We start from the raw sequence: 20,074 nt of genomic DNA on the forward strand, positions 1-20,074 counted from the left end.
TATGCTCCCGCGCAGCGTCACGAGAGCCCGTCCGCCATGACCTCATCCCCGCCGTCCGCCCCCGCCGCCCCGCTGGCGCGCTATGCCGCGTTCAAGCGCATGGGGGACTTCGTCTTCCTCTCCGGCATCATCGCGGTTGACCCGGCGCGCTCCCTCGTCGTCGGCGGCTACCAGGACATCCCGCCGGAGGCGGCCGACCTCATCGGCCGGACCGGGGAGATGTCGGTCGACGTGAAGGAGGGGCCGATCCTGGCGCAGAGCTGGTGGGTGCTCGACCGCATCCGCGCCACGATCGAGAGCGCCGGCGGGTCGATGACCGACGTGTTCAAGCTCGTGCAGTACTTCCGCGACCTGCGCGACTACCCGCACTACAACCGCGTGCGGAAGCTGTTCTTCCCCAACGATCCCCCGGTCTCCACCGTGGTGCAGGTCACCGCGATGCTGCCCGACGAGCGCGTGCTCGTCGAAGTCGAGGCGACCGCCTACCTCCCGAAGAAGAAGTGAGTCCATGACCGCCCACCGCTACGACATCGAAGGCCTCAAGCGCCGCCTCGGCGGCATCAGGGTCGAGGACAACCCGGCGCTGGTGAAGCAGAAGAGCCGGGACTTCTTCTGGTACTCGCCCAAGCTCAAGCGGCAGCTCGATCACGTGACGGGCGACATCGTCGTGTCGCCGGCCACCGAAGCCGAGGTGCTCGCCACGCTGGCGGCGGCGCATGAACTCGCCATCCCCGTCACGCCACGCGGCACGGGCACCGGCAACTACGGCCAGGCGATGCCGCTGTCGGGCGGCATCGTGCTCGACCTCTCCGGCTTCAACCGCGTGAAGAGCATCGGCCGCGGCCGCGTGGTCGCCGAACCGGGCGCCGTGATGGCACGCATCGACGACGAGACGCGCCCGCAGACGCAGCAGGAGCTGCGGCTGCACCCCTCGACCTATGCCACCGCGACCATCGGCGGCTTCGTCGCCGGCGGGTCGGGCGGCGTCGGATCCATTCGCTGGGGCGGCCTGCGCGACTTCGGCAACGTCATCCGCCTGCGCGTCGCCACCATGGAGGCGAACCCGCGCGTGCTCGACCTCGAGGGCGAGGACCTGCACAAGGTCAGCCACGCCTACGGCACCAACGGCATCATCACCGAGGTCGAGATGCCGCTCGGCCCGGCCTTTGCGTGGACGGACGTGATCGTCGGCTTCGACACGCTGGAGCAGGCGGCGGACTATGCCAACACGCTGGGCGAGCAGGACGGCCTGCTGCTGAAGAACCTCGCGGTCGTCGCCGCGCCGGTGCCGCACGACTACTTCCCGCGCCACCGCAAGTACCTGCCGCGCGACAAGGCCATCGCCATCGTCACCATGGCCGACTTCGCGGTCGGGCCGATGCTGGCCTTCACGCGCCGCTGGAAGGGCGCCGAGGTGCTGTTCCGGCAGGACGTCCTGCCGCCGGAGGACCTGAAGGGCCTGCCGCCGGGCTTCGAGCTGTCGTGGAACCACACCACGCTGCGCGCGCTGCGTGTTGACCCGACGATCACCTACCTGCAGGTGCTCTATCCCTTCCCCAACCAGGTGAAGCTGGTCACGGCGATCCACGAGCGCTTCGGCGACGAGGTACCGGCGCATCTCGAGTTCGTCCGCTTCGACGGCAAGATCACCTGCTTCGGCCTGCCGCTGGTGCGCTTCACGAGCGAGGAGCGGCTGGACGAGATCATCCGCATCCACGAGGACATGGGCGCGCCGATCTTCAATCCGCACCGCTACACGCTGGAGGAAGGCGGCATGAAGCAGACCGACGAGGTGCAACTCGCCTTCAAGCGCGAGGCCGACCCGCAGGGCCTGCTGAACCCGGGCAAGATGATCGCCTGGGAGGATCTGTCCTACGACTTCCGCTCGGGCAAGACCTTCCTGTTCAAGGGGCTCGCGTCCTGATCCCGAGCATGCCGGCATGAAGGTCCTCGTCGTCTACTGCCATCCCTGCCCCGACAGCTTCTCGGCGGCGCTGCGCCACACCGTGCTTGCCTCGCTTGCAGCCGCAGGGCACGAGACCCGGCTCACGGATCTCTACGCCGAGGGCTTCGACCCGGTTATGGGCGATGCGGAGCGCCGCGGCTACCACACGCCGGGCGAGAACGAGCGGCCGGTCGCCGACCACCTCGCCAACCTGCGCTGGTGCGAAGGCCTTGTCTTCGTCTACCCGACCTGGTGGTACGCGCAGCCCGCGATGCTGAAGGGCTGGCTCGACCGCGTGTGGATCCCGCACGCCACCTTCACGATGCCCGATGGGCAAGGGCCCATCGGCCGGGTCCTCACCAACATCCGCAGCATCGCCGTGGTGACCACGCTGGGCGCGCCGTGGTGGTGGTGGATGGTGATGGGCGCGCCGGGCCGGCGCATCCTGCTGTCCGGCTTCAAGCCGCTCGTCCATCCCCGCTGCCGCACCCGCTGGTTCGGCCTGCATCGCATGGACAGCGTCACGCAGGGCGAGCGGGAGAGCTTCCTTGCCAGGGTTCGCGACCGGATCGGCGCCATGTGAGGGGTCGCGCCGCGGTCAGCCTCAGCACGCCGACGACACGCCGGAGCTGCGCGTCTTCGTCGGCCAGTTGCGGCGCAAGGTCGAGGCAGAGCCGACGTCGCCGCGGCTCGTGCTCACGGAGCCGTGCGTCGGCTACCGCTTCGGCGCCTGACGCGCCTCAGCTGATCTTCTCGACCTTGGCGGCCATGTCCGGCACGAGCCTGACGCGATAGCTCACGCCGTCGCACTTGAGGATCCACACGGCCTCGTTCGGCTTCGAGGCCTGGGCATCGCGCGTCGCCGACTCCGGCGTCTTGCAGGCGTAGCCCTGGTTGCGGATGTGGTCGGCGATGATTCCAATGGTCGTCTCCTGCGCCATTGCTGCCGCTGCCGTCACTACGAGGGCTGCACCGGCCACGGCCACGCCGACCCACCCCATCCGATCCTTCGACGCCACGGCATCCCCCTTCGTCCCGAACATGCGTCGATCATAAGCGGGGCCGTCCGCGTGGCAAGCGTGCGGCACCCCGCGGTCGAATGGAAGAATCCGGCAGGGCGTGAACGGCCTCGAAGCCCGCCTCAGCCGCGTCGGGCGGCCTCGATCGCGGCGACGTCGATCTTGCCCATGGTCATCATGGCCTGGAAGGCACGGCGTGCTTCCTCCCCGCCCGCGGCCAGCGCGTCCGTCAGCACGCGCGGCGTGATCTGCCACCGGATGCCCCAGCGGTCGCTGCACCAACCGCACACGTTCTCCGTGCCGCCATTGCCGACGATGGCGTTCCAGTAGCGGTCGGTCTCCTCCTGGTCATCGGTGGCGACCTGGAAGGAGAAGGCCTCGCTGTGGCGGACCGCCGGTCCGCCATTGAGCCCGAGGCAGCGCACGCCGGTGACGGTGAACTCCACCGTCAGCACGTCGCCCGCCTTGCCGGACGGATAGTCGGACGGTGCGCGGTGAACGGCGAGGACCTCGCTGTCGGGGAAAGTCGCCGCGTAGAACCGCGCGGCGGCTTCGGCATCCTTGTCGTACCAGATGCAGATGGTCGTCTTGGCCGCGGGCATGGCGTGTCCCTCCTGTGGCGTCGAGGCAAAGGGACCAGCGGGGCGGCCGGCCCGTCAACCTTGGCGACGGTCGTTCCGGTACTGGCTCACAGACATCCACGTCACGCCGCCGATCATCGTCGTGTGGTAGGCCACCTGATGGGACGTCCTGTCGAAGATGAGGTAGCCCAGCGGCATGAGGATCGCAAGACTTCCAGCCCACATGAAGGCGGCGGCGATGAAACTGCGGATCTTCGGCATGATGTCTCCTTGTTTGGGAGAGGGTCCTTAGCAGGGATACGCATTCAGAGAAATGAAAATCGAACTGAGACTGAGCAGATGAGCCTCACAAAGCTTGAGCGCGGCATTGCCATGATCCGGAAATTCTGATCGGGTCGCCTGCATCGACAAGATCAGACCGGCCGTGCACCTCGCGGCGGCGCCGGGCCGCCGCCCCTACCGTGGCGGCAGCGCCATGCGCCAGCGCTGGGGTGTCATGCCGCTCCAGCGGCGGAAGGCCGTGTCGAACGCGGCATGGGTCGAGTAGGCCAGCGCAAGCGCGATGTCGCCGATGCTGAGATCGGTCACCTCGAGCAGTTCGCGGGCATTCGCGTAGCGTAGGTCGTCGAGCACGGACTGGAAGGTCGTCCCCTCCCGGGCGAGATGGCGCCTGAGTGTCCGAACATGCACGTCGAGCCGCTCGGCCACGACGGTGACGAGCGGCTCGCGCTCGAGGATCGTCGACCTCAGGACGCGCCGGACGCGATCGGTCCAGACGTGATCCGAGGGCGGCATCAGCGCTGCCGCCTTGCGCTCCAGCGTGGAGAAGTCGACGGGGCTCGCCCCCTCGATGGGCGTGTCCATGGCCCGGCGGGGCAGGACGAGGGCCGAGAGCGGCTGGTTGAAGTGGACCGGTGCCTTGAAGACGTCGAGCCACGGCTTCTTGTCCGCCGGCTCGCGCAGGGAGAGTAGCACCTCGATCGGCTTGATCTGGCCGCCGGTCAGTTTCCGGACGACGTTGTTGGCCATGCCCACCACCAACGGGTAGAGGTGCTGCCAGCCCGTCGTGCGCTGTCCGTAGATGCCGTAGCCCAGATAGACGGCATCGTCGCTTGGGAACATGTAGACCACGCCCCCGCGCGAAGCCGAGGGCTGCATCGCCACGAAGCCGGTCAGCGAGGCCCCCAGCGTCGGTGCGTTGCGCATCCACTGTCCGGCGAAACCCAGCACGGACGTGTCCGCACGGGCGCCGAGCAGCAGCCCGAAATGCGGGCAGCCGGTGAGGTCGGCGCCATTCTGCAGGAGCTGGCAGATCTGGCTGTAGGGGATGCGCGTCTCGGGGTCGGCGAAGATGTCCGCCGTCAGCGGAAGCCCCTCCAGCATCGCGGCGGTCTCGACGCCGAACTCCGCCAGCAGTTGAGGAATGCCGACGAGCGGGGACATCCGCTGGAGGGCGTCATCGGGGCCCGGTTCGCCGGTGCGCCTGTCCGACATTCGAAAACCCGGCCCTTCGAACCCGCTTAACATTTTCATATCCGGCTTAGCGAATGACCGTGACGAAAAGCAACTCCGAGTTTCGGACGTCGATAGCTCGAGGGCGCTCGCCCCGTGTGCAGGTCCGAACCTCGGGAGGCGCGATGGTCCGCGCCGGGACGCCCTTGCGGCGAACGCGCCGACAGGTTCCGGGAAGGCGACGCGCTCTGGTCCCGGTCCAGCGACTGCCACTGGCCTTGAGACAAGACGCCGCAGCCCGCGGCGGCAGACGACTGAACGACAGATGGGGGAGCAGGTGATGAGACACGGATCATTCAGGACACTTGGCCGACCGTCGCGCCGTGCCGGCGCCGTTGCGGCGGCGCTGCTGGCGTCGGTGGCGACGGCAGGTGCCCAAGTTCCCGACAAGGTCGTCGAGTCCCTCGGCCCACCGGCCTCGATTGCGACGAGCTTCGGGCAGCTCGAGTTCAGGAACGGCGTGCCCACGGTCGAGACGGCCGCGAGGACCTACGACATCCTCGACTTCTCGCAGGCGCTGAGCGTCTACAACAACAGCTTCCGCGGCGCCTCGGCGCTGGCCATCGTCAAGGGCTTCGAGGGCATCGGGGCCAAGCCCGGCGACGTCGTCATCTTCTCGAAGCTGATGGATTCGCGTTCGCTGTTCCTCACGGCCAACGCCGACACGGTCTACTACCTCACCGGCCTCGACCTCAGCAAAGGCCCGGTGGTGATCGAGCAGCCGCCGAACGCCGTGGGAACCATCAACGACATGTGGTTCTCCTGGATCATCGACATCGGCGGTCCCGGACCGGACCGCGGGATGGGCGGCAAGTACCTGATCGTCGGACCCGACTACAAGGGACCGCTGCCGGAGGGCGGCTACTTCATCGGGCGCTCGGAGACGAACTTCGCGCTCTATGCGGCGCGGGCCTATCTCCAGAACAACGATCCGGCGCCGGCCGTCGAGACGATCAAGAAGACCATGAAGGTCTATCCCTACGAGCCTGGCTCCTACGGGACGAGCCTCGCGCAGGCGCTGGAGGGGCAGGTTCGGCTCGCCGGCGAGCCCAAGATCCCCGAGATGAAATTCATCGAGGGCAGCGGGCTCGCCTTCAACACGATCCCGCCGAGCGACGCGAGCTTCTTCGACCTGATCAACGAGAACGTCCAGAGCCAGCCGGCCACCAGCTACGACATCGAGCTCGCCGGCCAGCTCGCCGCCATCGGCATCGCCAAGGGCAAGCCGTTCAACCCCGATGCGCGGATGAAGAAGATCCTCGCCGACGCGGCCGCGTTCGGGCAGGCGACGGGGCGGGCGCTGAACTGGCGCTACGCCATGAAGCACCCCGGCTGGGCCTACTACCCGAACTCCAGCTGGGGATCGATGCTCTGGGAGGGCGGCGCCTTCTTCGAGACCCCGCCTCCGCTCTTCGAGGCCGGGGTCATCAAGCCTCTTCCGCCGACCGGCGCGCGCACCCTCGATTCCCGCACGGCCTTCTACTACGGCTATACGCTCGACTCCCCCGGCATGATCATGCGCATCCCGGGCGTCGGCTCGCAGTATCTGATGGGCTTCGTCGATTCCGACGGAAACCCGTTCGACGGCGCGAAGACCTACACGGTGACGCTGCCGCCGAAGATCCCGGCAGAGGCGTTCTGGTCGCTCACGCTCTACGACAACCAGACGCGGTCGATGCTGCAGACGCCGCAGAACTATCCGCGGGCCGGAAGCCAGAACTATCCCTCTCCGGCCGCGGACCCGTCCGTCGACGGCAGCACGACCATCTGGTTCGGACCGACGAAGCCGGAGGGTGTTCCGCGAGGCAACTGGATCCAGACCGTGCCTGGCAAAGGCTGGTTCACGATCCTGCGCCTGTACAGCCCGCTCCCCTCGTTCTTCGACAAGAGCTGGCGCATCGGCGAGGTGAAGCTTGCCAGGTAAGGGCCAGGCGAGCACGGCCTCTCTCCACCCGGACGAGGAGAACGAGGCTGTCACGCTGCGGCACATGCGCGTCGTGACAACTGGGACTTGCATTCACACAATCGAAGAGGAAACATCCATGAAGACCTCGACCTTCGCCGTCGGCGCCGCGCTTGCCGTCGCTGCCATCGTGTCCGTTCCCGCCATGGCCCAGACGCCCGTGCCGCTCTCCGCCTATGCCGACAAGGACGGCTACATCGACGTGCAGGCGCTGACCTGCGCCCAGCTCGCCGGCACGTTCCAGGAGGACGCTGACGCGCTCACGGCTTGGTACAGCGGCTGGTACAACGGGCTCGCCAAGCGCCACTACATGGACTTCACCAAGGGCAAGGAGGCCGAGCACGAGACCATCGTGTACTGCAAGGCCAACCCGCAGGTGAAGATCATCCAGGCCATGGAGATCGTCTTCGACAAGATGCGCAAGGACCGCGGGATCGTCCTGGCCAAGTGACAGGGTCCGGGTGACCGGCGTCCAAGCGACTTTGGCCAGGTGACTTGGGCCAGGTGACTTGGGCCAGGTGACTTTGGCCAAGCGACTTCGGCCAAGCGACTTCGGCCAAGCGGCACCGGCCACCGTGAAACGCGCCGGGTGACGCCGGTCACCATGACACGCAAGGGGGCGCCCGGGGGGCGCCTCCCATTTTCAGCAAGGGGGACGCGATGCGCATGATCCGGACGACCCATCTCAGCCTGCTGGCCGCTGCAGCGGCCATCGTGACCTTGGCCACGACACCCGGCCATGCCCAGAACGCCGGCGCGACGCCCCATGTCCCGGGGGCGAAGACGATCGGGACGCCGGCCAGCGCGGGTCGTCCGATTCCCTCCCTCGCCGTGATCAACGCCGCGGGCGCCAGGCTGGACGGCGGCAAGCTCGTGCTCACCGGCGTCATGCCGACGACGATCGTCTTCGCCGACCGGCCCTACAGGGCGGCCGGCCACGAGACGACGAAGCAGTTCATCATGCAGTGGGACGAGGGCAAGGACAGCTTCGCCAAGGACCCGCCCAACGCCACCGTCTCGGTGCTCGGCTCCACGCCCGGCGACGTCGCCGACGCCGTCGTCACGCTGAAGACGCCCCGGCTCGACGGCACCACCCTGACCTTCGACGTGGCCGTTCTCGAGGGGAGCCTCGCGGGCGCCAGCGGCCCGGTGGCGCTGTTCATCGACGCGTTCGCGGCGAGGGGCGCCTATGGCGGCGGCGTCGCCCACTGGGGCGGCGTCGGCGGAACCACCGTCGCCCGGGCGCCGGACGACTATCGCGGCGGCGCGGCCTATTACCACCCGCCCGTCTACCACGGCGCCTGGTACGCGCACCCGGACCCGGTCTACGGGGTGGGCGCGGGGGTCGCGGCCGGGGCCATGGTCGGCGCTGCGGCAGCCGCGGCCGCGCCGCGGCCCGCCTGCGGCTACTACCCCTATCCGCCCTGCTACTGACGGCGTGCCCGGGGGCGACGAGGCAGCCGCCTGCGTCGTCCCGGGCCACGAAGAACACTGCTGCTGAACGGACGGACCGGCCGGTCGTCCACTGACCCGGGGGGGTGCATGTCGCGCGGGAATGGCCTTCGACTGATCCGGCTCGGGGTGGCCCTGGGCCTCCTGCTGGGCGTGCTTGCGGCGATGGCGTTCGACAGCCGCGTCGCCGGCCCGGCCATGGCGGCAACGAAGCCGACCGCGGCCGCCGCGGCGCCGGCAACCGCTGCGGGAGCCCAGAAGGATCCGGACGACGTCGACCAGTTCGCCGAGATGGTGGAGGAACTCGCCGGTCGCGCACCTGGCGTTTTCCGGTCCATCCCCGGGCTGCCGGCTGCCACCGCCGCCGCGATCACGGGGCTCGACCGCAGCGGCGACGGGGGGCGCAGCACGGGATCGTTCCTGTCGGCCCTGGCCGGATGGCTGATCGCCCTTGTCCTCATCGACCTGTTGATCGGCTTTGCGATCCGGGGCCGCTGCCAGCGACTGATCGGACAGGGTCCGGAGAGGGCAGGGCTCGGCGCGACGGTCAAGGCCGCCCTTCTGGAATTTCTGCGGCCCCTCGCGGTCCTGCTCGTCAGCCGCGTGGCGCTCGGGGCTGCATTCGCTGGCGCCGGCAACCAGACATTGGTGGCGGCCGCGATCCTCGACGCGGTCGTCACGGTGGTGGTGTTCCGCTTCCTGCTGGAGGTGTTCCTGCGGCCCACGTGGCCCGCCGCACGGCTGGCGCCGGTGGAGGACGGGCAGGCATCCCGGCTCAAGCGGGGGATTCTCGCGGTCGCCGTGCTGGCCCGGATCGGACAGGTCTGGGGCGCCCTCCTCGCGGGCAGCGCCTACCTTCCGGCGCAACTGCTCGTCACCGCTGCCATCATGCCGATCGCCTATGGCTGGATCGTGTGGAGCAAGAGGGACGTCTTCGGAACGTGGATCGGACGTCTCTTCGGCAGCGGCTCGCCGGCCGCCGTGGCCCGCGGCTCGCACGCCTGGGTCCTGGGCATGGGGCTTCTCGTCGCGCTTGTGCTGCTGCTGCGCGTCTACGCGGCCCTGGCTGACCGACCGGACGTGCCCTTCGGCACCATGGCGACGCTGACGACCGTCATCCTCCTGCTTTTCGGCGAAACGCTGGTCCGCTGGGTTCAGGGCCATCCCGACGCGGCTGCCGGGCGCAGCGACGTCGAGGCCCGGCTGCTGAGGTCAGGCGCGCGGCTCGCCCGCGTGCTCATGCTGATCGCCGCGGCCGGATTTCTCGCGAGGGTCTGGGTCGTCGAATCGCTCTCGCTCGTCAGCGCCGACGACTGGCCGAGCGCCAGCCGCCACTGGTGGCTGGCGGCGGTCACCGCCTTCGCGGGGTTCATCACCTGGGAGGTCATCAACTTCGTCTCGCAGGCCTATCTGGCGCCGGCCACGCCGGACCCTGCCGCCGCGACCCCCGCCACCGGGGCGGGATCGCGCGCCAAGACGCTCGCGCCGCTCCTGCGCGCCGCCCTGCTGACGCTGACCGTGGCGATGTTCGGCCTGGCGGTGCTTTCCATCCTCGGCGTCAACATCACGCCGCTGGTCGCGGGCGCCTCGATCCTCGGCCTCGCCATCTCCTTCGGCAGCCAGACGCTGGTGAAGGACATCATCACGGGCGTGTTCTACCTCGCGGAGGACGCCTTCCGGGTGGGCGAGTACATCGACTGCGGCAAGGCGAAGGGGACGGTCGAGGGGTTTGCGCTGCGCTCCCTGCGCCTGCGCCACCAGAGCGGTCAGTTGCACACGATCCCGTTCGGCCAGCTCGGGCAGGTGACGAACTTCAGCCGCGACTGGTCGACCATCAAGATCAACCTCCGCTTCCCGCGTGACGTCGACCTCGACAAGCTGCGAAAGGCGGCGAAGAAGATCGGCCAGCAGCTGATCGACGAGACCGACTACGCGCCCGACTTCATCGATCCGCTGAAGATGCAGGGCGTGACAGAGGTCCTCGACGACGTCCTCGTCATCGGGTTCAAGTTCACGGTGATTCCCGCGAGGCCGAGCGAAATCCAGCGCGAGGCCGTCCGCAGGCTCCTGACCGACCTGCCGAAGGCGGGCCTCCGCTTTGCCGCCTCGACGCCCACCTACATCCAGGTTGCCGTGCCCGCAGGTCAGCCGCCTGCCCCGGTTCCCGCGACCGCATCACCGGGTGTCGTCGCCAACACGCAGGTGGTCACGGCGCCCGCGGGGTAGCGGCGGACAGGTCCCGCGATACGCGATCAGAACCGGATGCTCAGGCCCAGCACCGGGCCGTGCTGCACCATGTCGAACTCGTACCGGTTGCGGCCTTCGCCCTGCACGTAGTCGACGTAGAGCGCCTTGTAGCCGATCACCCCGGAATAGGTGACGCCGTTCCTGGTGGTGAAGTCGTAGGCGTACGCGGCCAGCGCGTTCCACGTGAACTTGCTGCCGCCGCCACCGAGGTCGCCGCGCAGTTCGAGATGCTGGTTCGGCGCGATGGAGACGCGGGCGCGTGCGCCGGCGAAGGCGTCGATCCAGTCGACGGACCCCGACCGCGCGACGACGCGTCCACCCTCCACGACAAGATTGCCGAGGTCGACCGTTCCGTTGAGATCGAGCGTCGCGTCGATCTTCTGGTACCAGTAGCGCGCCCCCGCCAGCACGTCGAAGGCGACGGGGCCGATCTGCCCCACCTCGTAGGCGCCGCCTGCCTCGACGATGGCCATCTGGTATTGCATGTCGAGGCCGGCGCCCAGCGTGCCGGTGACGCCCGGCGTCACGCCGCGCGTCTTGAAGCCGGACTTGTCGATCGAGATGCTCTCGGCGATGACGTCGGCCAGGAGGGCGAACTTCCCGTAGCGCGCCTCCATGTCCAGCATCAGCGCGACGAGGGTGCCGCCGTCGCCGATCGTGTTGTCGACGATGTCCGCGAAGGACGCGTTCACGTCCATGGTGCGGCCCTTGATCGTCTGGGTCCCGTTCAGCGCGGTGAGCCAGGCGTAGGGCGTGGCGCGGAAGGTCCAGCCCATGTCCACCACCGGAACCTGCGGCGCGGCCGCCGGGGCCGGCGCCGGGAGGTCGGCGGCCCACCCGGGCACCGCCCAGCCCATCAACCCCGCCAGTGCCGCAGCCGCCCTGATGCCCCGCATCGACCCCTCCCGAACCCGCGTCGCGGGCGCCTTCCTGTCACCATGCTGAGCCTACGCCGTGCCGGGCGTCCTGTTCGTGTTCACCGCGCAACAACGGCGCGGGAAACTGCAACGGTTCCCCAGGCCGGTTCCGCTCGAACGATCGCCTCGAAAGGCGGTTCTGCCGCCGGGCATCCGTAGGACCACCCATTTACAGCGCCGCAGGCGTCCCGAACCGTGGCGGGCGTGGATTCTGTGGGAGAACATCCGTGCTGGCACGAGGAAAGGGGCGCCCGATAGGATGGCGGCGGGCGGCTGGCCTTCTCGGCCTCTCCATTATCGCCGCTGCGGGACTGACCTCGCCGGGGAGCGCACAACCGAAGCCGCCCAACATCGTGCTCATCGTCGCGGACGACGCCGGCTACGCCGACTTCGGCGCGTTCGGCGGTGAGATCGCCACGCCCAGCATCGATGCCCTCGCCGCCGTGGGCGTCCGCTTCTCGAACTTCTACGTCGGCCCGACGTGCTCGCCGACTCGCTCGATGCTGCTGACCGGGGTGGACAACCACCTTGCCGGGCTCGGCAACATGGCGGAGTTCACCGCCCCCAACCAGAAGGGACGACCCGGCTACGAGGGCCACCTCAACCAGCGGGTGGCGCCCGTCGCGGCCCTGCTGAGGCAGGCCGGCTACCACACCTACATGGCCGGCAAATGGCACATGGGCGAGGAGCCCGGCCAGTTTCCGGCGGCTCGGGGGTTCGAGCGTGACCTCACGCTGATCCCCGGCGGCGGAAGCCATTTCGACGACATGTGGGGCGCGAAGGGCGAGAAGCAGCTCTACACGCGCAACGGCAAGGTCCTGACCGAGCTGAGGCCGGGCTTCCACTCCAGCGTCGACTATACCGACGCCATCATCGACAACATCGAGGAACAGCGCGCGGACGGACGGCCGTTCTTCGCCTACCTCGCCTTCCAGGCGCCGCACGATCCCTTCCAGCTGCCGCCGGACTGGCTGGACAGGGCTCGCGGCCGCTACGACGCGGGCTACGACGCCACGAGAGCCGCCCGCATCGAGCGGATGAAGCGCCTTTCGCTGCTGCCCGAGAACGCGACGGTCTATCCGCGGCTGCCGACCATCCCTGCCTGGAACACCCTGACGCCGGAGGCGAAAAGGCAGTCGGCACGCAGGATGGAACTCTATGCCGCGATGCTGGAGCACCTCGACTGGAACGTCGGCCGGCTCGTGCGCTACCTGCGCGACCGGAACCTCTACGACGACACGCTCTTCATCGTGCTGTCCGACAACGGCCCCGAGGGTACGTCCGCGGGGATCGGCGCACCCTGGGACAACAGCCGCTTCGAGGACTGGGGAACGAAGGGGACATTCATCCAGTACGGCGCCGCGTGGGCGCAGGTGAGCGCCGGGCCCTTCCGGATGTTCAAGGGCTACGAGTCGGAAGGCGGGATCCGCGCTCCGATGATCGTCGCCGGCCCGGGCGTCGTCGGGGGTGGTCGCATCTCGGCGGCACTGAGCCATGTCACGGACGTGCCGGCCACCATCCTGCAGGCAGCGAGCGTCGCGCATCCCGCGACGTTCGAAGGCCGTCCGGTGCTGCCCTTGCAGGGCCGCGCCTTGCAACCCGTGCTGGACGATGCGCGCGGCGCGGTCAGGAAGCGGGGCGGGCCGATCGCCGGCGAACTCTTCGGCAACCGCTTCGTCCGTCGGGGCGACTGGAAGCTGCTGTGGATGTGCCCGCCCGCCGGGACGGGGGACTGGCAGCTCTTCGATCTCGCCCGAGACCCGGGCGAGACGCGCGACCTGAGCGCCAGGGAACCGCGGGTGAGGAGCCGCCTGCTGAGGGACTGGGACACGTATGCGGCGGCCAACGGAGTCATCATCCCCGACGCATCGCCGGTATGCCCCGCCAGTGCCAGGTAGCAGTCGCTGACGACGCCGGTCACTCGCGCCTGGCGAGACGCTCGGCCACCCGGCGGTCCTGCGCGGTCTGTACCGCCGTCATGAGAACGCCGGTGGACCAGGCGAAGGTCAGGAGGCCGCTGATGGCGATCATGCCTTCCAGCAGGCGCCAGCGTGAGGGAAGGTTATAGTCGCTCCCGACGGTCGTGTATTCGAGCAGGGCGAAGTAGTAGGAGATGCTGACGTTGGCGAAGCTCCCCTTCCAGAAGAAGAAGCCCGCCCAGAAGACGACCTCCAGCAGGTGGATCAGGACGAGCAGCTCCGCCAGCACGATGATGCGGACGAGGTCCCGCCAGCCGGGCGACGGACCATTCGGCGCGGGAGCCCGCGTCCAGAGGATCGCCCATGTCGTCCCGATTCCGTGGATCACGAGCGTCAGCGCCATGAGGACAAGACCCCAGGCGATCTCCTCGAACGACGTGACGTAGAAGGGTTCGGGACCTTCGCTCATCAACGGTCGTCCGTTGCGATGCGTCCGGCCTTGCGCAGGCCCTGAAGTGTCTCGTAGTCCCGTTCGTTCTGATCCGCGTACGCGACCGCGAAGTCGGCCATGGCCTCCGCGAAGGCGTCCGACTTGCCGACATAACCGCGGATCGCGACCGCGTCGCCGGCCTTTGCGAGCGCCCTGGCGAGCGCCGTGCCGCACGCGTCGGCATAGTCGTGAAGGGCCGCCTTGCCGATCTCCAGCGGGTCGAAGGCGCCCTTCATGTCGCGGAGCTGGCGGACGTAGAAGTCGATGCCGGACGAGGAGCGGGCCCAGCCGAGGAAGACGTCGCTGGCGCCCTGCAGGAGGTGCTGTCCTGCCACCACCCGCTCCCCGTGGTTGCCGTAGGCACTGGGCCCGAGTCCTTCCTCGAGGGCGGAGGCCCTGGCTTCCTTGATCTGGAGGAAGAGGGGCGTCTGCCCGTCGGCCATCAGCAGCGCCTCGTAGCATCGGGTGCCCACCGATCCGACGCCAACCACCCTGACGACGACGTCGACCAGCTCGAAGCGGTCGAAGAGTGTTCTGCGCTCGTCCGGCAGGCTGTTCCGGTAGTGCCGGAAGAAATCCCGGACGACGTGGTCGAACTCCTGCCTCCTTCGGGTCGACCCTGGATAGTGGTAGATGTGGTCCGGCTCCTCTCGGATGCGCAGCCGCCCGTCGACGACCTCGGTGTCCTGCCCGGCGAGGGCCGCCGACGTGGAATGGCGCGCACGCTTCATCTCGGTCTCTTCGGCCTGACGAACCTTCTTCTTTCCGGCCATCGCCACCATGCCGGCCGCCGTGAACTGCTGGTACCAGACGGCAAGGACGCCCATCGTGCTCAGCTTGGAAACCTCGTTGACGAACGTGGCACAGGCCCGCATGGCGAGGTGCTTCTGGGCATGCTTGCCCAGCCCGTACATCCGGCCTGCGATCGCGAAGGAGGCGGCGAGGCGGCGCACGTCCCATTCGAACGGCCCCGGCAGGGTCTCGTCGAAGTCGTTCAGGCCGAAGAGAATGCGGCGCTCGGGGCTGGCGTAGAAGCCGAAGTTCGAAAGGTGCGCATCGCCGCAGATCTGGCAGACGATCTCGGTGCGCGGCAGCGGCGAGAGATCGTGGGCCATCAGGCACGCGGCGCCGCGAAAGAACGACAGGGGAGATACCAGCATCCGCGCGGTACGGACAGGGATCAACTCCAGGAGCCGCCCCTCGTTCGAGCGAGTCAGGAGTTCGAGGACGTCCCGGTCCGGCGCGGGGAAAGCCGCGAGGCTCGCTCGGGTGACGCGCCTGCGGGACTCCCGTCCCGCTGCGAGCCGTTCGGCGAAGACGCCACGGCCTCGCAGCAAGCCCTCGTCCGGCGTTCCGCGGGAGCCTGTCACCGGATCCTTCATCTCCCTGCCCCGGACGTCTCGATGGCGTCCTGCAGCGCGGCGTCGACGGACGAGAACAGGCGGCCGTTCGGACCCTCCGACTTGCGGTACCGGTCCATGGCCTGTGCCACATCGTCATTGACGGCAACGCCGATCATCCGCACGCCGCGCCTCTCCAGTTCGGCGTGCAACTGCATGAGGGCCTTGGCGGCCGTGAAGTCGATCGAGTCGATGCCGGACGCGTCGATGATGACCGTCGTCGTGCCCGCCCTCCCGGCGAGCCGAAGGACCTCGTCGGTGAAGCGCCCGCAGTTGGCGTAGAAGACGTCGGCCTCGAACCGGTAGACGAAGACCCCCGGCGCCGCCTGATGGTCCGGGGTGACGGGTTGCTCGGCAAAACCGCCACGTCCGTCGGGCACAAGAAGCCGCGTCCGCAACCTGTAGCTATGGCGGACGTGCGCGATCAGCGACAGGAGGACGGCTGCGAGGATGCCGTCCATGACTCCCAGGCCGACGACGACGAGGGCCGTCATGACCGCGACAACCCACTCGTCCCTCTGCACGTGGAACAGCTCGGAAAGGCCGTTGTAGTCGACGAGCTTCACGCCGATCAGGAAGACGATTGCCGAGAGTACGGCTGCCGGCAGGAGGCTGAGCGGACCGGTCAGGAAGAGCAGGACCATCAGCACGATGACGGCGGTGGTCAGGTGCGTGAGCTGGCTGCGTCCGCCCGCCTCGTCCACCATCTCGGTCTTGGTCGGGCTGCCGTTGACGACGAAGGTGCCGGTGAGGGCGGCCGCGGCGTTCGCCCCGGCGAGGCCGACGAGATCCGTGTTCTCGTCGAAGCGCTCGTTGTAGCGGTTGGCGTAGGCACGGGAGGTCGCCGCGCTCTGGGCGAGCACGACCACGAAGCAGGAAGCCGCCGCCGTCGCGACGACGGAGAGCGAGCCCATGTCGAGCGTCGGGAGCGTCAGGTGCGGCAGGCCGCTGGGGACGGCGCCGATGACCTTGATGCCCTTGTCCTGCAGGTTGAAGAGCGCGCTCGATGCGATGGCCCCAATCACGGCGATCAGGGCGCCGGGAACCTTGGGCGCGAAGCGCTCGAAGAGGATGATCGTCCCCAGGACGCCGACGACCACGAGAAGGGTCGGCAGGTGGAACTCGCCCAGCCGACGAAGGAAGGACAGCAGCTGCTCCGCGCTGCCGTGGCCCTGTTTCTCCAGCCCGATGAGGCCAGACAGTTCTCCGATCGCCACCTGCACGCCGACACCCGTGAGGAAGCCGATCAGCGCGCTGCGGGACAGGAAGTCCGCGAGGAAGCCGAGACGGAGCAGGCGCGCGGCGAACAGCATGATGCCGACGAGCAGGGCCGTGAGACCAGTGAGTTCGACGTAGTGCGCGCTGCCGAGCGCCGCGGCCCCGGTGAGGGTACCCGCGAGGATCGCTGCCGTCGCCGAGTCGGCGGCGACCACGAGGTGCCGCGAACTGCCGAGGATCGCGAAGACGATCAGGGGGAGCAGGATGGTGTAGAGGCCGGTGACCACGGGCGTGCCCGCGATCTTCGTGTAGCCCATGACCTCGGGAATCCCGAGCGCCGCGAGGGTGACGCCGGCGAGGACGTCGCGAGGAACATCGGATGGCCGGATCGGCAGCAGCCCCTGCATCAGGCGGAAGAAGGCAGTGGGCGCGTCGCCCGTTGTCTCCGGAGTCTCCAAGCGCTGCCCTCCCCGTCCGGCTCCCTGATCGTGGACGATAGGCCTGCACATGACCCGCAGCTTGATCGTTTCGGACAGGCCCGCGCTGCCCGCCGGTCAGCATTCGCGCGATCTCGACAGGACACGGAAACTCGCGCTTGAATGGCCGAGCTTTCGCTGCCGCCGTGGGGACCGAATGGACGCGGACGCAGGATTCCAGCGTGTCGGCGTTCTCGCGCGACTGCCTGAGGCTCTCGCCGATCTCGGTGTCGAGGCCGGCGCCGTGCTTGCGGCGGCGGGAATCCCGGCCGCTGCCATCGCGCGCGAGGACAATCAGCTTCCCTTCGAGCAACTGGACCGCCTGCTCGCGGAGGCCGTCCGCATCGCCAAGGCGCCGCATATCGGCCTTCTCACCGGGCAGCGTTCATCCCTCTCGTCTCTGGGGCTCGTCGGCGACCTGATGCGCCACGCGCCAACGATCCGCAGGGCCATGGAGGACCTCGCGGAGAACCAGCACCGCTATGTCCGGGGGTCCGTCGTCTATGTCGCCGACGGGGGCGAGACCGTCACGATCGGCTACGCCGTCTATCAGCCCGGGTTTCGCACGGGGCGGATCCTCGCCGAAGGCGCCATCGCTGCGGGGTCCCGCTTTTCGCAGGAACTCGGGGCCGGCGAGCCCCTCGAGGTTCTGATGCCGGGGCCGGCGACGGTCGAGCCGGCGATCTATCAGAAGCTCTTTCGTGCTCCCGTCCGGTTCGGCACCGGCGAGGCCGGACTCGTCTTCTCCGCCGCCCAGCTGGACAGGCCCGTTCGCGGGGCTGATCCGATGCGCCGTGCTGCCCTCGAAGAGGCCGCGCGGTCCTATTGGGCTCTGCGCGAACCCAGCGTGCCGCATATGGCGCGCCGGCTGCTCCGGTCGATGGTGCTCTCCGGGACGCCCGACCTGGCTTCGCTCGCGGGCCGGTTGGCCATCCATCCGCGGACCCTCAATCGGAGGCTGCAGGATGCAGGCCTGACCTTCCGCTCGTTGCTCAACGAGGTCCGGTATGACGTGGCGCGAGAACTTCTTGAGGGAACGGGTCTCTCGGTGACCCAGATTGGATTGTGGCTGGGCTATTCCGAAGCAGCCGCCTTCGCCCATGCCTTCCGTCGCTGGGCGGGCGTGGGTGCGCAGGAGTGGCGCGCCTCACGGCCAGCGTGGACAGGTCCCTCCCATCCTCCCGGCGGTGCCTGAAGCCCCCGTCTTTCGGTCAGGTTGTCGCGAAATATCAAGTCGCGGCCCGACCGGAGCCTTAACGATGGAGCGTGCGGCGTCGGGGTCGAGCCGCACGGGCGCGGGGCGGGCAGGCGTGGCTTGGGCGTTGAACGAGAAGGCGCGAACGGCGCGCGTGACGGCCTTGCGGGCCGCGCCGCTGGTGTCGGTGCTGCTGCTCGCAGGATGTGCCGTCGGACCCGACTTCACGACCCCCGCCGCCAAGGTCGCGCCGACTTGGCTGGAATGGCGGGAGGCCTCGCTGAAGAGCGCTCCCAACGCGACGGCCGCGTGGTGGAGGGGCTTTCACGATCCGACGCTCGACAGGCTGGTGGCGACGGCGCAGGCGGAGAACCTCACGCTCCTGAGCGCTGGCACCCGCGTCCTCCAGGCGCGGGCGGAACTGGGAATCGCCGTTGGCGAGGTCTTTCCGCAGCAGCAGTCGGCGGACGGCTCCATCGGCTTCAGCCGTTCGAGCCAGGCCGATCCCACCGCGGCCAGCGGCCTCAAGAACTACTGGCGGGACTCGCTCGGCGTCCGTGTCGCGTGGGAACTCGACTTCTGGGGCAAGTTCAGGCGCGGCGTGGAATCGGCCGACGCGGCCTACCTCGCATCGATCGCGACCTATGACGACGTGCTCGTCACGATGCTCGCGGACGTCGCGTCGACCTACATCGGCATCCGGACGCTCGAACGGCAGATCATCATCGCGCGGGCCAACGTGGTGAAGTCGCGGGAGGTCCTGCGGATCGCGCGGGATCGCTTCAAGGAGGGCGCCAGCAGCGAGCTCGACGTGCTCCAGGCCGAGACGATCCTGGCGACCACCGAGGCCTCGATCCCCGAACTGGGGATCCAGCTCCGCCGCGGCCAGAACGCCCTGCGCGTCCTGCTGGGCATGGAACCCAAGCCTCTCGAAGCTCTCATGGCGTCTGGCACCGGCCGCATCCCCGCGGCTCCGTCGCAGGTGCGCATCGGCATCCCCGCGGACCTCCTCCGCCGACGGCCGGACATCCGGGCGGCGGAACTCAGGGTCGCCGCGCAGAGCGCGCAGGTCGGCGTCGCGGTGGCCGAACTCTATCCGGCCATCAGCATCAGCGGCTCGTTCGGCGGCGTGGCGAGCAACGTCAACGGCGCCAACCTGAACCAGGTCGTCAAGAACGCCGGGATGACCTACGCCCTCGGGCCGTCCTTCCAGTGGAACCTGCTGAACTACGGCCAGATCACCAACAAGGTTCGCCTGCAGGACGCGGCCCTGCAGCAGGCGATCGTCGACTACCAGAACACCGTGCTGAAGGCCCAGGCCGACGTCGAGAACGGCATCGCCGCCTTCACCCTGTCGCGCGTGCAGGCGGAGGCCCTGCGGCGCAGCGCGACGTCGGCGGCGAAGGCGCTCGACATCGCGATCCTGGAGTACCAGGGCGGAACGCGTGACTTCACGACCGTCCTGCAGGCCCAGCAGAGCCTCTACGGCACGCAGAACAACCTGGCCGTCGCCAGCGGCGGCGTGTCGACCGGCGTGGTCGCGATCTACCGCGCGGTCGGCGGAGGATGGCAGGCGCGCGAGGGCAAGGGCTTCGTCCCGCCCGCCGTGGCCGAGGAGATGCGCAAGCGGACCGACTGGGGCGGGCTCCTCGACACGAATGGTCGGGTGCCCGACGCCGCGCCCGGCCTTCCCGGCCCACAGGATCGGGGGCCGACGGTACGACCGCCGGACTTTTGAGA

At 68.8% G+C, this 20,074-nt stretch carries 19 protein-coding genes; 11 read left to right on the plus strand and 8 right to left on the minus strand.

Translation table 11 applies throughout. The annotated features are described in order from the left end of the window. The first annotated feature begins 36 nt into the window (after positions 1–36). Genes ACX9GQ_RS05620 through ACX9GQ_RS05635 form a run of 4 tightly spaced genes read left to right on the plus strand, consistent with a single transcriptional unit; the run spans position 37 to position 2,679 of the window. Complete coding sequence (locus ACX9GQ_RS05620; RefSeq protein WP_459628571.1) at positions 37–504, plus strand: RidA family protein; 468 nt, start codon at positions 37–39, stop codon at positions 502–504. 4 nt (positions 505–508) lie between these two features. Beyond that, positions 509–1,924 carry an FAD-binding oxidoreductase gene (locus ACX9GQ_RS05625; protein ID WP_459628572.1) on the plus strand — a complete coding sequence of 472 codons (1,416 nt, stop codon included), beginning with the start codon at positions 509–511 and terminating at the stop codon, positions 1,922–1,924. A gap of 16 nt (positions 1,925–1,940) precedes the next feature. Further along, positions 1,941–2,528, plus strand: coding sequence for an NAD(P)H-dependent oxidoreductase (locus ACX9GQ_RS05630; RefSeq protein ID WP_459628573.1), 588 nt, complete (start codon positions 1,941–1,943; stop codon positions 2,526–2,528). Continuing rightward, entirely contained in the window at positions 2,494–2,679 is a 186-nt protein-coding gene (locus tag ACX9GQ_RS05635) for a winged helix-turn-helix domain-containing protein (RefSeq protein ID WP_459628574.1), read from the plus strand. Before ACX9GQ_RS05630 ends, ACX9GQ_RS05635 begins: the two co-directional genes overlap by 35 nt. 6 nt (positions 2,680–2,685) lie before the next feature. Here the strand turns inward: ACX9GQ_RS05635 and ACX9GQ_RS05640 are convergent, their stop codons facing one another. From ACX9GQ_RS05640 to ACX9GQ_RS05655, 4 genes are all read right to left on the minus strand, one after another. After that, a complete protein-coding gene (locus tag ACX9GQ_RS05640) occupies positions 2,686–2,988 on the minus strand; it encodes a hypothetical protein (protein WP_459628575.1) in 303 nt (100 codons plus the stop codon). Positions 2,989–3,086: 98 nt separating this feature from the next. Further along, on the minus strand, positions 3,087–3,566 hold the full coding sequence (locus ACX9GQ_RS05645) for a VOC family protein (RefSeq protein WP_459628576.1): 480 nt from the start codon (positions 3,564–3,566) through the stop codon (positions 3,087–3,089). 54 nt (positions 3,567–3,620) lie between these two features. Continuing rightward, positions 3,621–3,806: a hypothetical protein gene (locus tag ACX9GQ_RS05650; protein ID WP_459628577.1), complete on the minus strand. Its 186-nt coding sequence runs from the start codon at positions 3,804–3,806 to the stop codon at positions 3,621–3,623. 195 nt (positions 3,807–4,001) lie between these two features. Continuing rightward, the gene (locus ACX9GQ_RS05655; RefSeq protein WP_459628578.1) at positions 4,002–5,039 is read right to left on the minus strand and encodes an AraC family transcriptional regulator; all 1,038 of its coding nucleotides are present in this window, start codon (positions 5,037–5,039) and stop codon (positions 4,002–4,004) included. A 298-nt stretch (positions 5,040–5,337) separates the two neighbouring features. On the opposite strand from ACX9GQ_RS05655, the gene ACX9GQ_RS05660 reads away from it, so the two are divergent. The 4 genes from ACX9GQ_RS05660 (at position 5,338) to ACX9GQ_RS05675 (ending at position 10,698) form a co-directional block, all read left to right on the plus strand. Then, positions 5,338–6,981, plus strand: coding sequence for a DUF1254 domain-containing protein (locus ACX9GQ_RS05660; RefSeq protein ID WP_459628579.1), 1,644 nt, complete (start codon positions 5,338–5,340; stop codon positions 6,979–6,981). Positions 6,982–7,099: 118 nt separating this feature from the next. Next, positions 7,100–7,471, plus strand: coding sequence for an HdeA/HdeB family chaperone (locus tag ACX9GQ_RS05665; protein WP_459628580.1), 372 nt, complete (start codon positions 7,100–7,102; stop codon positions 7,469–7,471). 215 nt (positions 7,472–7,686) lie between these two features. Further along, the gene (locus ACX9GQ_RS05670) at positions 7,687–8,454 is read left to right on the plus strand and encodes a hypothetical protein (protein ID WP_459628581.1); all 768 of its coding nucleotides are present in this window, start codon (positions 7,687–7,689) and stop codon (positions 8,452–8,454) included. Between the two features lie 108 nt (positions 8,455–8,562). Beyond that, the gene (locus ACX9GQ_RS05675) at positions 8,563–10,698 is read left to right on the plus strand and encodes a mechanosensitive ion channel family protein (RefSeq protein WP_459628582.1); all 2,136 of its coding nucleotides are present in this window, start codon (positions 8,563–8,565) and stop codon (positions 10,696–10,698) included. A 26-nt stretch (positions 10,699–10,724) separates the two neighbouring features. Here ACX9GQ_RS05675 and ACX9GQ_RS05680 read toward each other — a convergent pair whose 3' ends face one another. Continuing rightward, entirely contained in the window at positions 10,725–11,615 is an 891-nt protein-coding gene (locus tag ACX9GQ_RS05680) for a hypothetical protein (RefSeq protein WP_459628583.1), read from the minus strand. A 248-nt stretch (positions 11,616–11,863) separates the two neighbouring features. Between ACX9GQ_RS05680 and ACX9GQ_RS05685 the strand changes: the two genes are divergently transcribed. Continuing rightward, complete coding sequence (locus ACX9GQ_RS05685) at positions 11,864–13,534, plus strand: arylsulfatase (RefSeq protein ID WP_459628584.1); 1,671 nt, start codon at positions 11,864–11,866, stop codon at positions 13,532–13,534. 19 nt (positions 13,535–13,553) lie between these two features. Here the strand turns inward: ACX9GQ_RS05685 and ACX9GQ_RS05690 are convergent, their stop codons facing one another. From ACX9GQ_RS05690 to ACX9GQ_RS05700, 3 genes are read right to left on the minus strand one after another with little or no spacing between them, the layout of a single operon-like run. Next, positions 13,554–14,024 (minus strand): hypothetical protein, encoded by a 471-nt coding sequence (locus ACX9GQ_RS05690; protein WP_459628585.1) that lies wholly within the window; start codon positions 14,022–14,024, stop codon positions 13,554–13,556. Further along, the gene (locus ACX9GQ_RS05695; RefSeq protein ID WP_459628586.1) at positions 14,024–15,415 is read right to left on the minus strand and encodes a DUF2252 domain-containing protein; all 1,392 of its coding nucleotides are present in this window, start codon (positions 15,413–15,415) and stop codon (positions 14,024–14,026) included. The genes ACX9GQ_RS05690 and ACX9GQ_RS05695 overlap by 1 nt, the downstream gene beginning before the upstream one ends. A gap of 8 nt (positions 15,416–15,423) precedes the next feature. Further along, entirely contained in the window at positions 15,424–17,121 is a 1,698-nt protein-coding gene (locus tag ACX9GQ_RS05700) for a SulP family inorganic anion transporter (protein ID WP_459628587.1), read from the minus strand. Positions 17,122–17,296: 175 nt separating this feature from the next. On the opposite strand from ACX9GQ_RS05700, the gene ACX9GQ_RS05705 reads away from it, so the two are divergent. After that, on the plus strand, positions 17,297–18,334 hold the full coding sequence (locus tag ACX9GQ_RS05705) for an AraC family transcriptional regulator ligand-binding domain-containing protein (RefSeq protein ID WP_459628588.1): 1,038 nt from the start codon (positions 17,297–17,299) through the stop codon (positions 18,332–18,334). A 64-nt stretch (positions 18,335–18,398) separates the two neighbouring features. Beyond that, on the plus strand, positions 18,399–20,072 hold the full coding sequence (locus ACX9GQ_RS05710) for an efflux transporter outer membrane subunit (RefSeq protein WP_459628589.1): 1,674 nt from the start codon (positions 18,399–18,401) through the stop codon (positions 20,070–20,072). Positions 20,073–20,074: the final 2 nt, after the last annotated feature.

The sequence above is a fragment of the Alsobacter sp. R-9 genome, assembly GCF_054612375.1.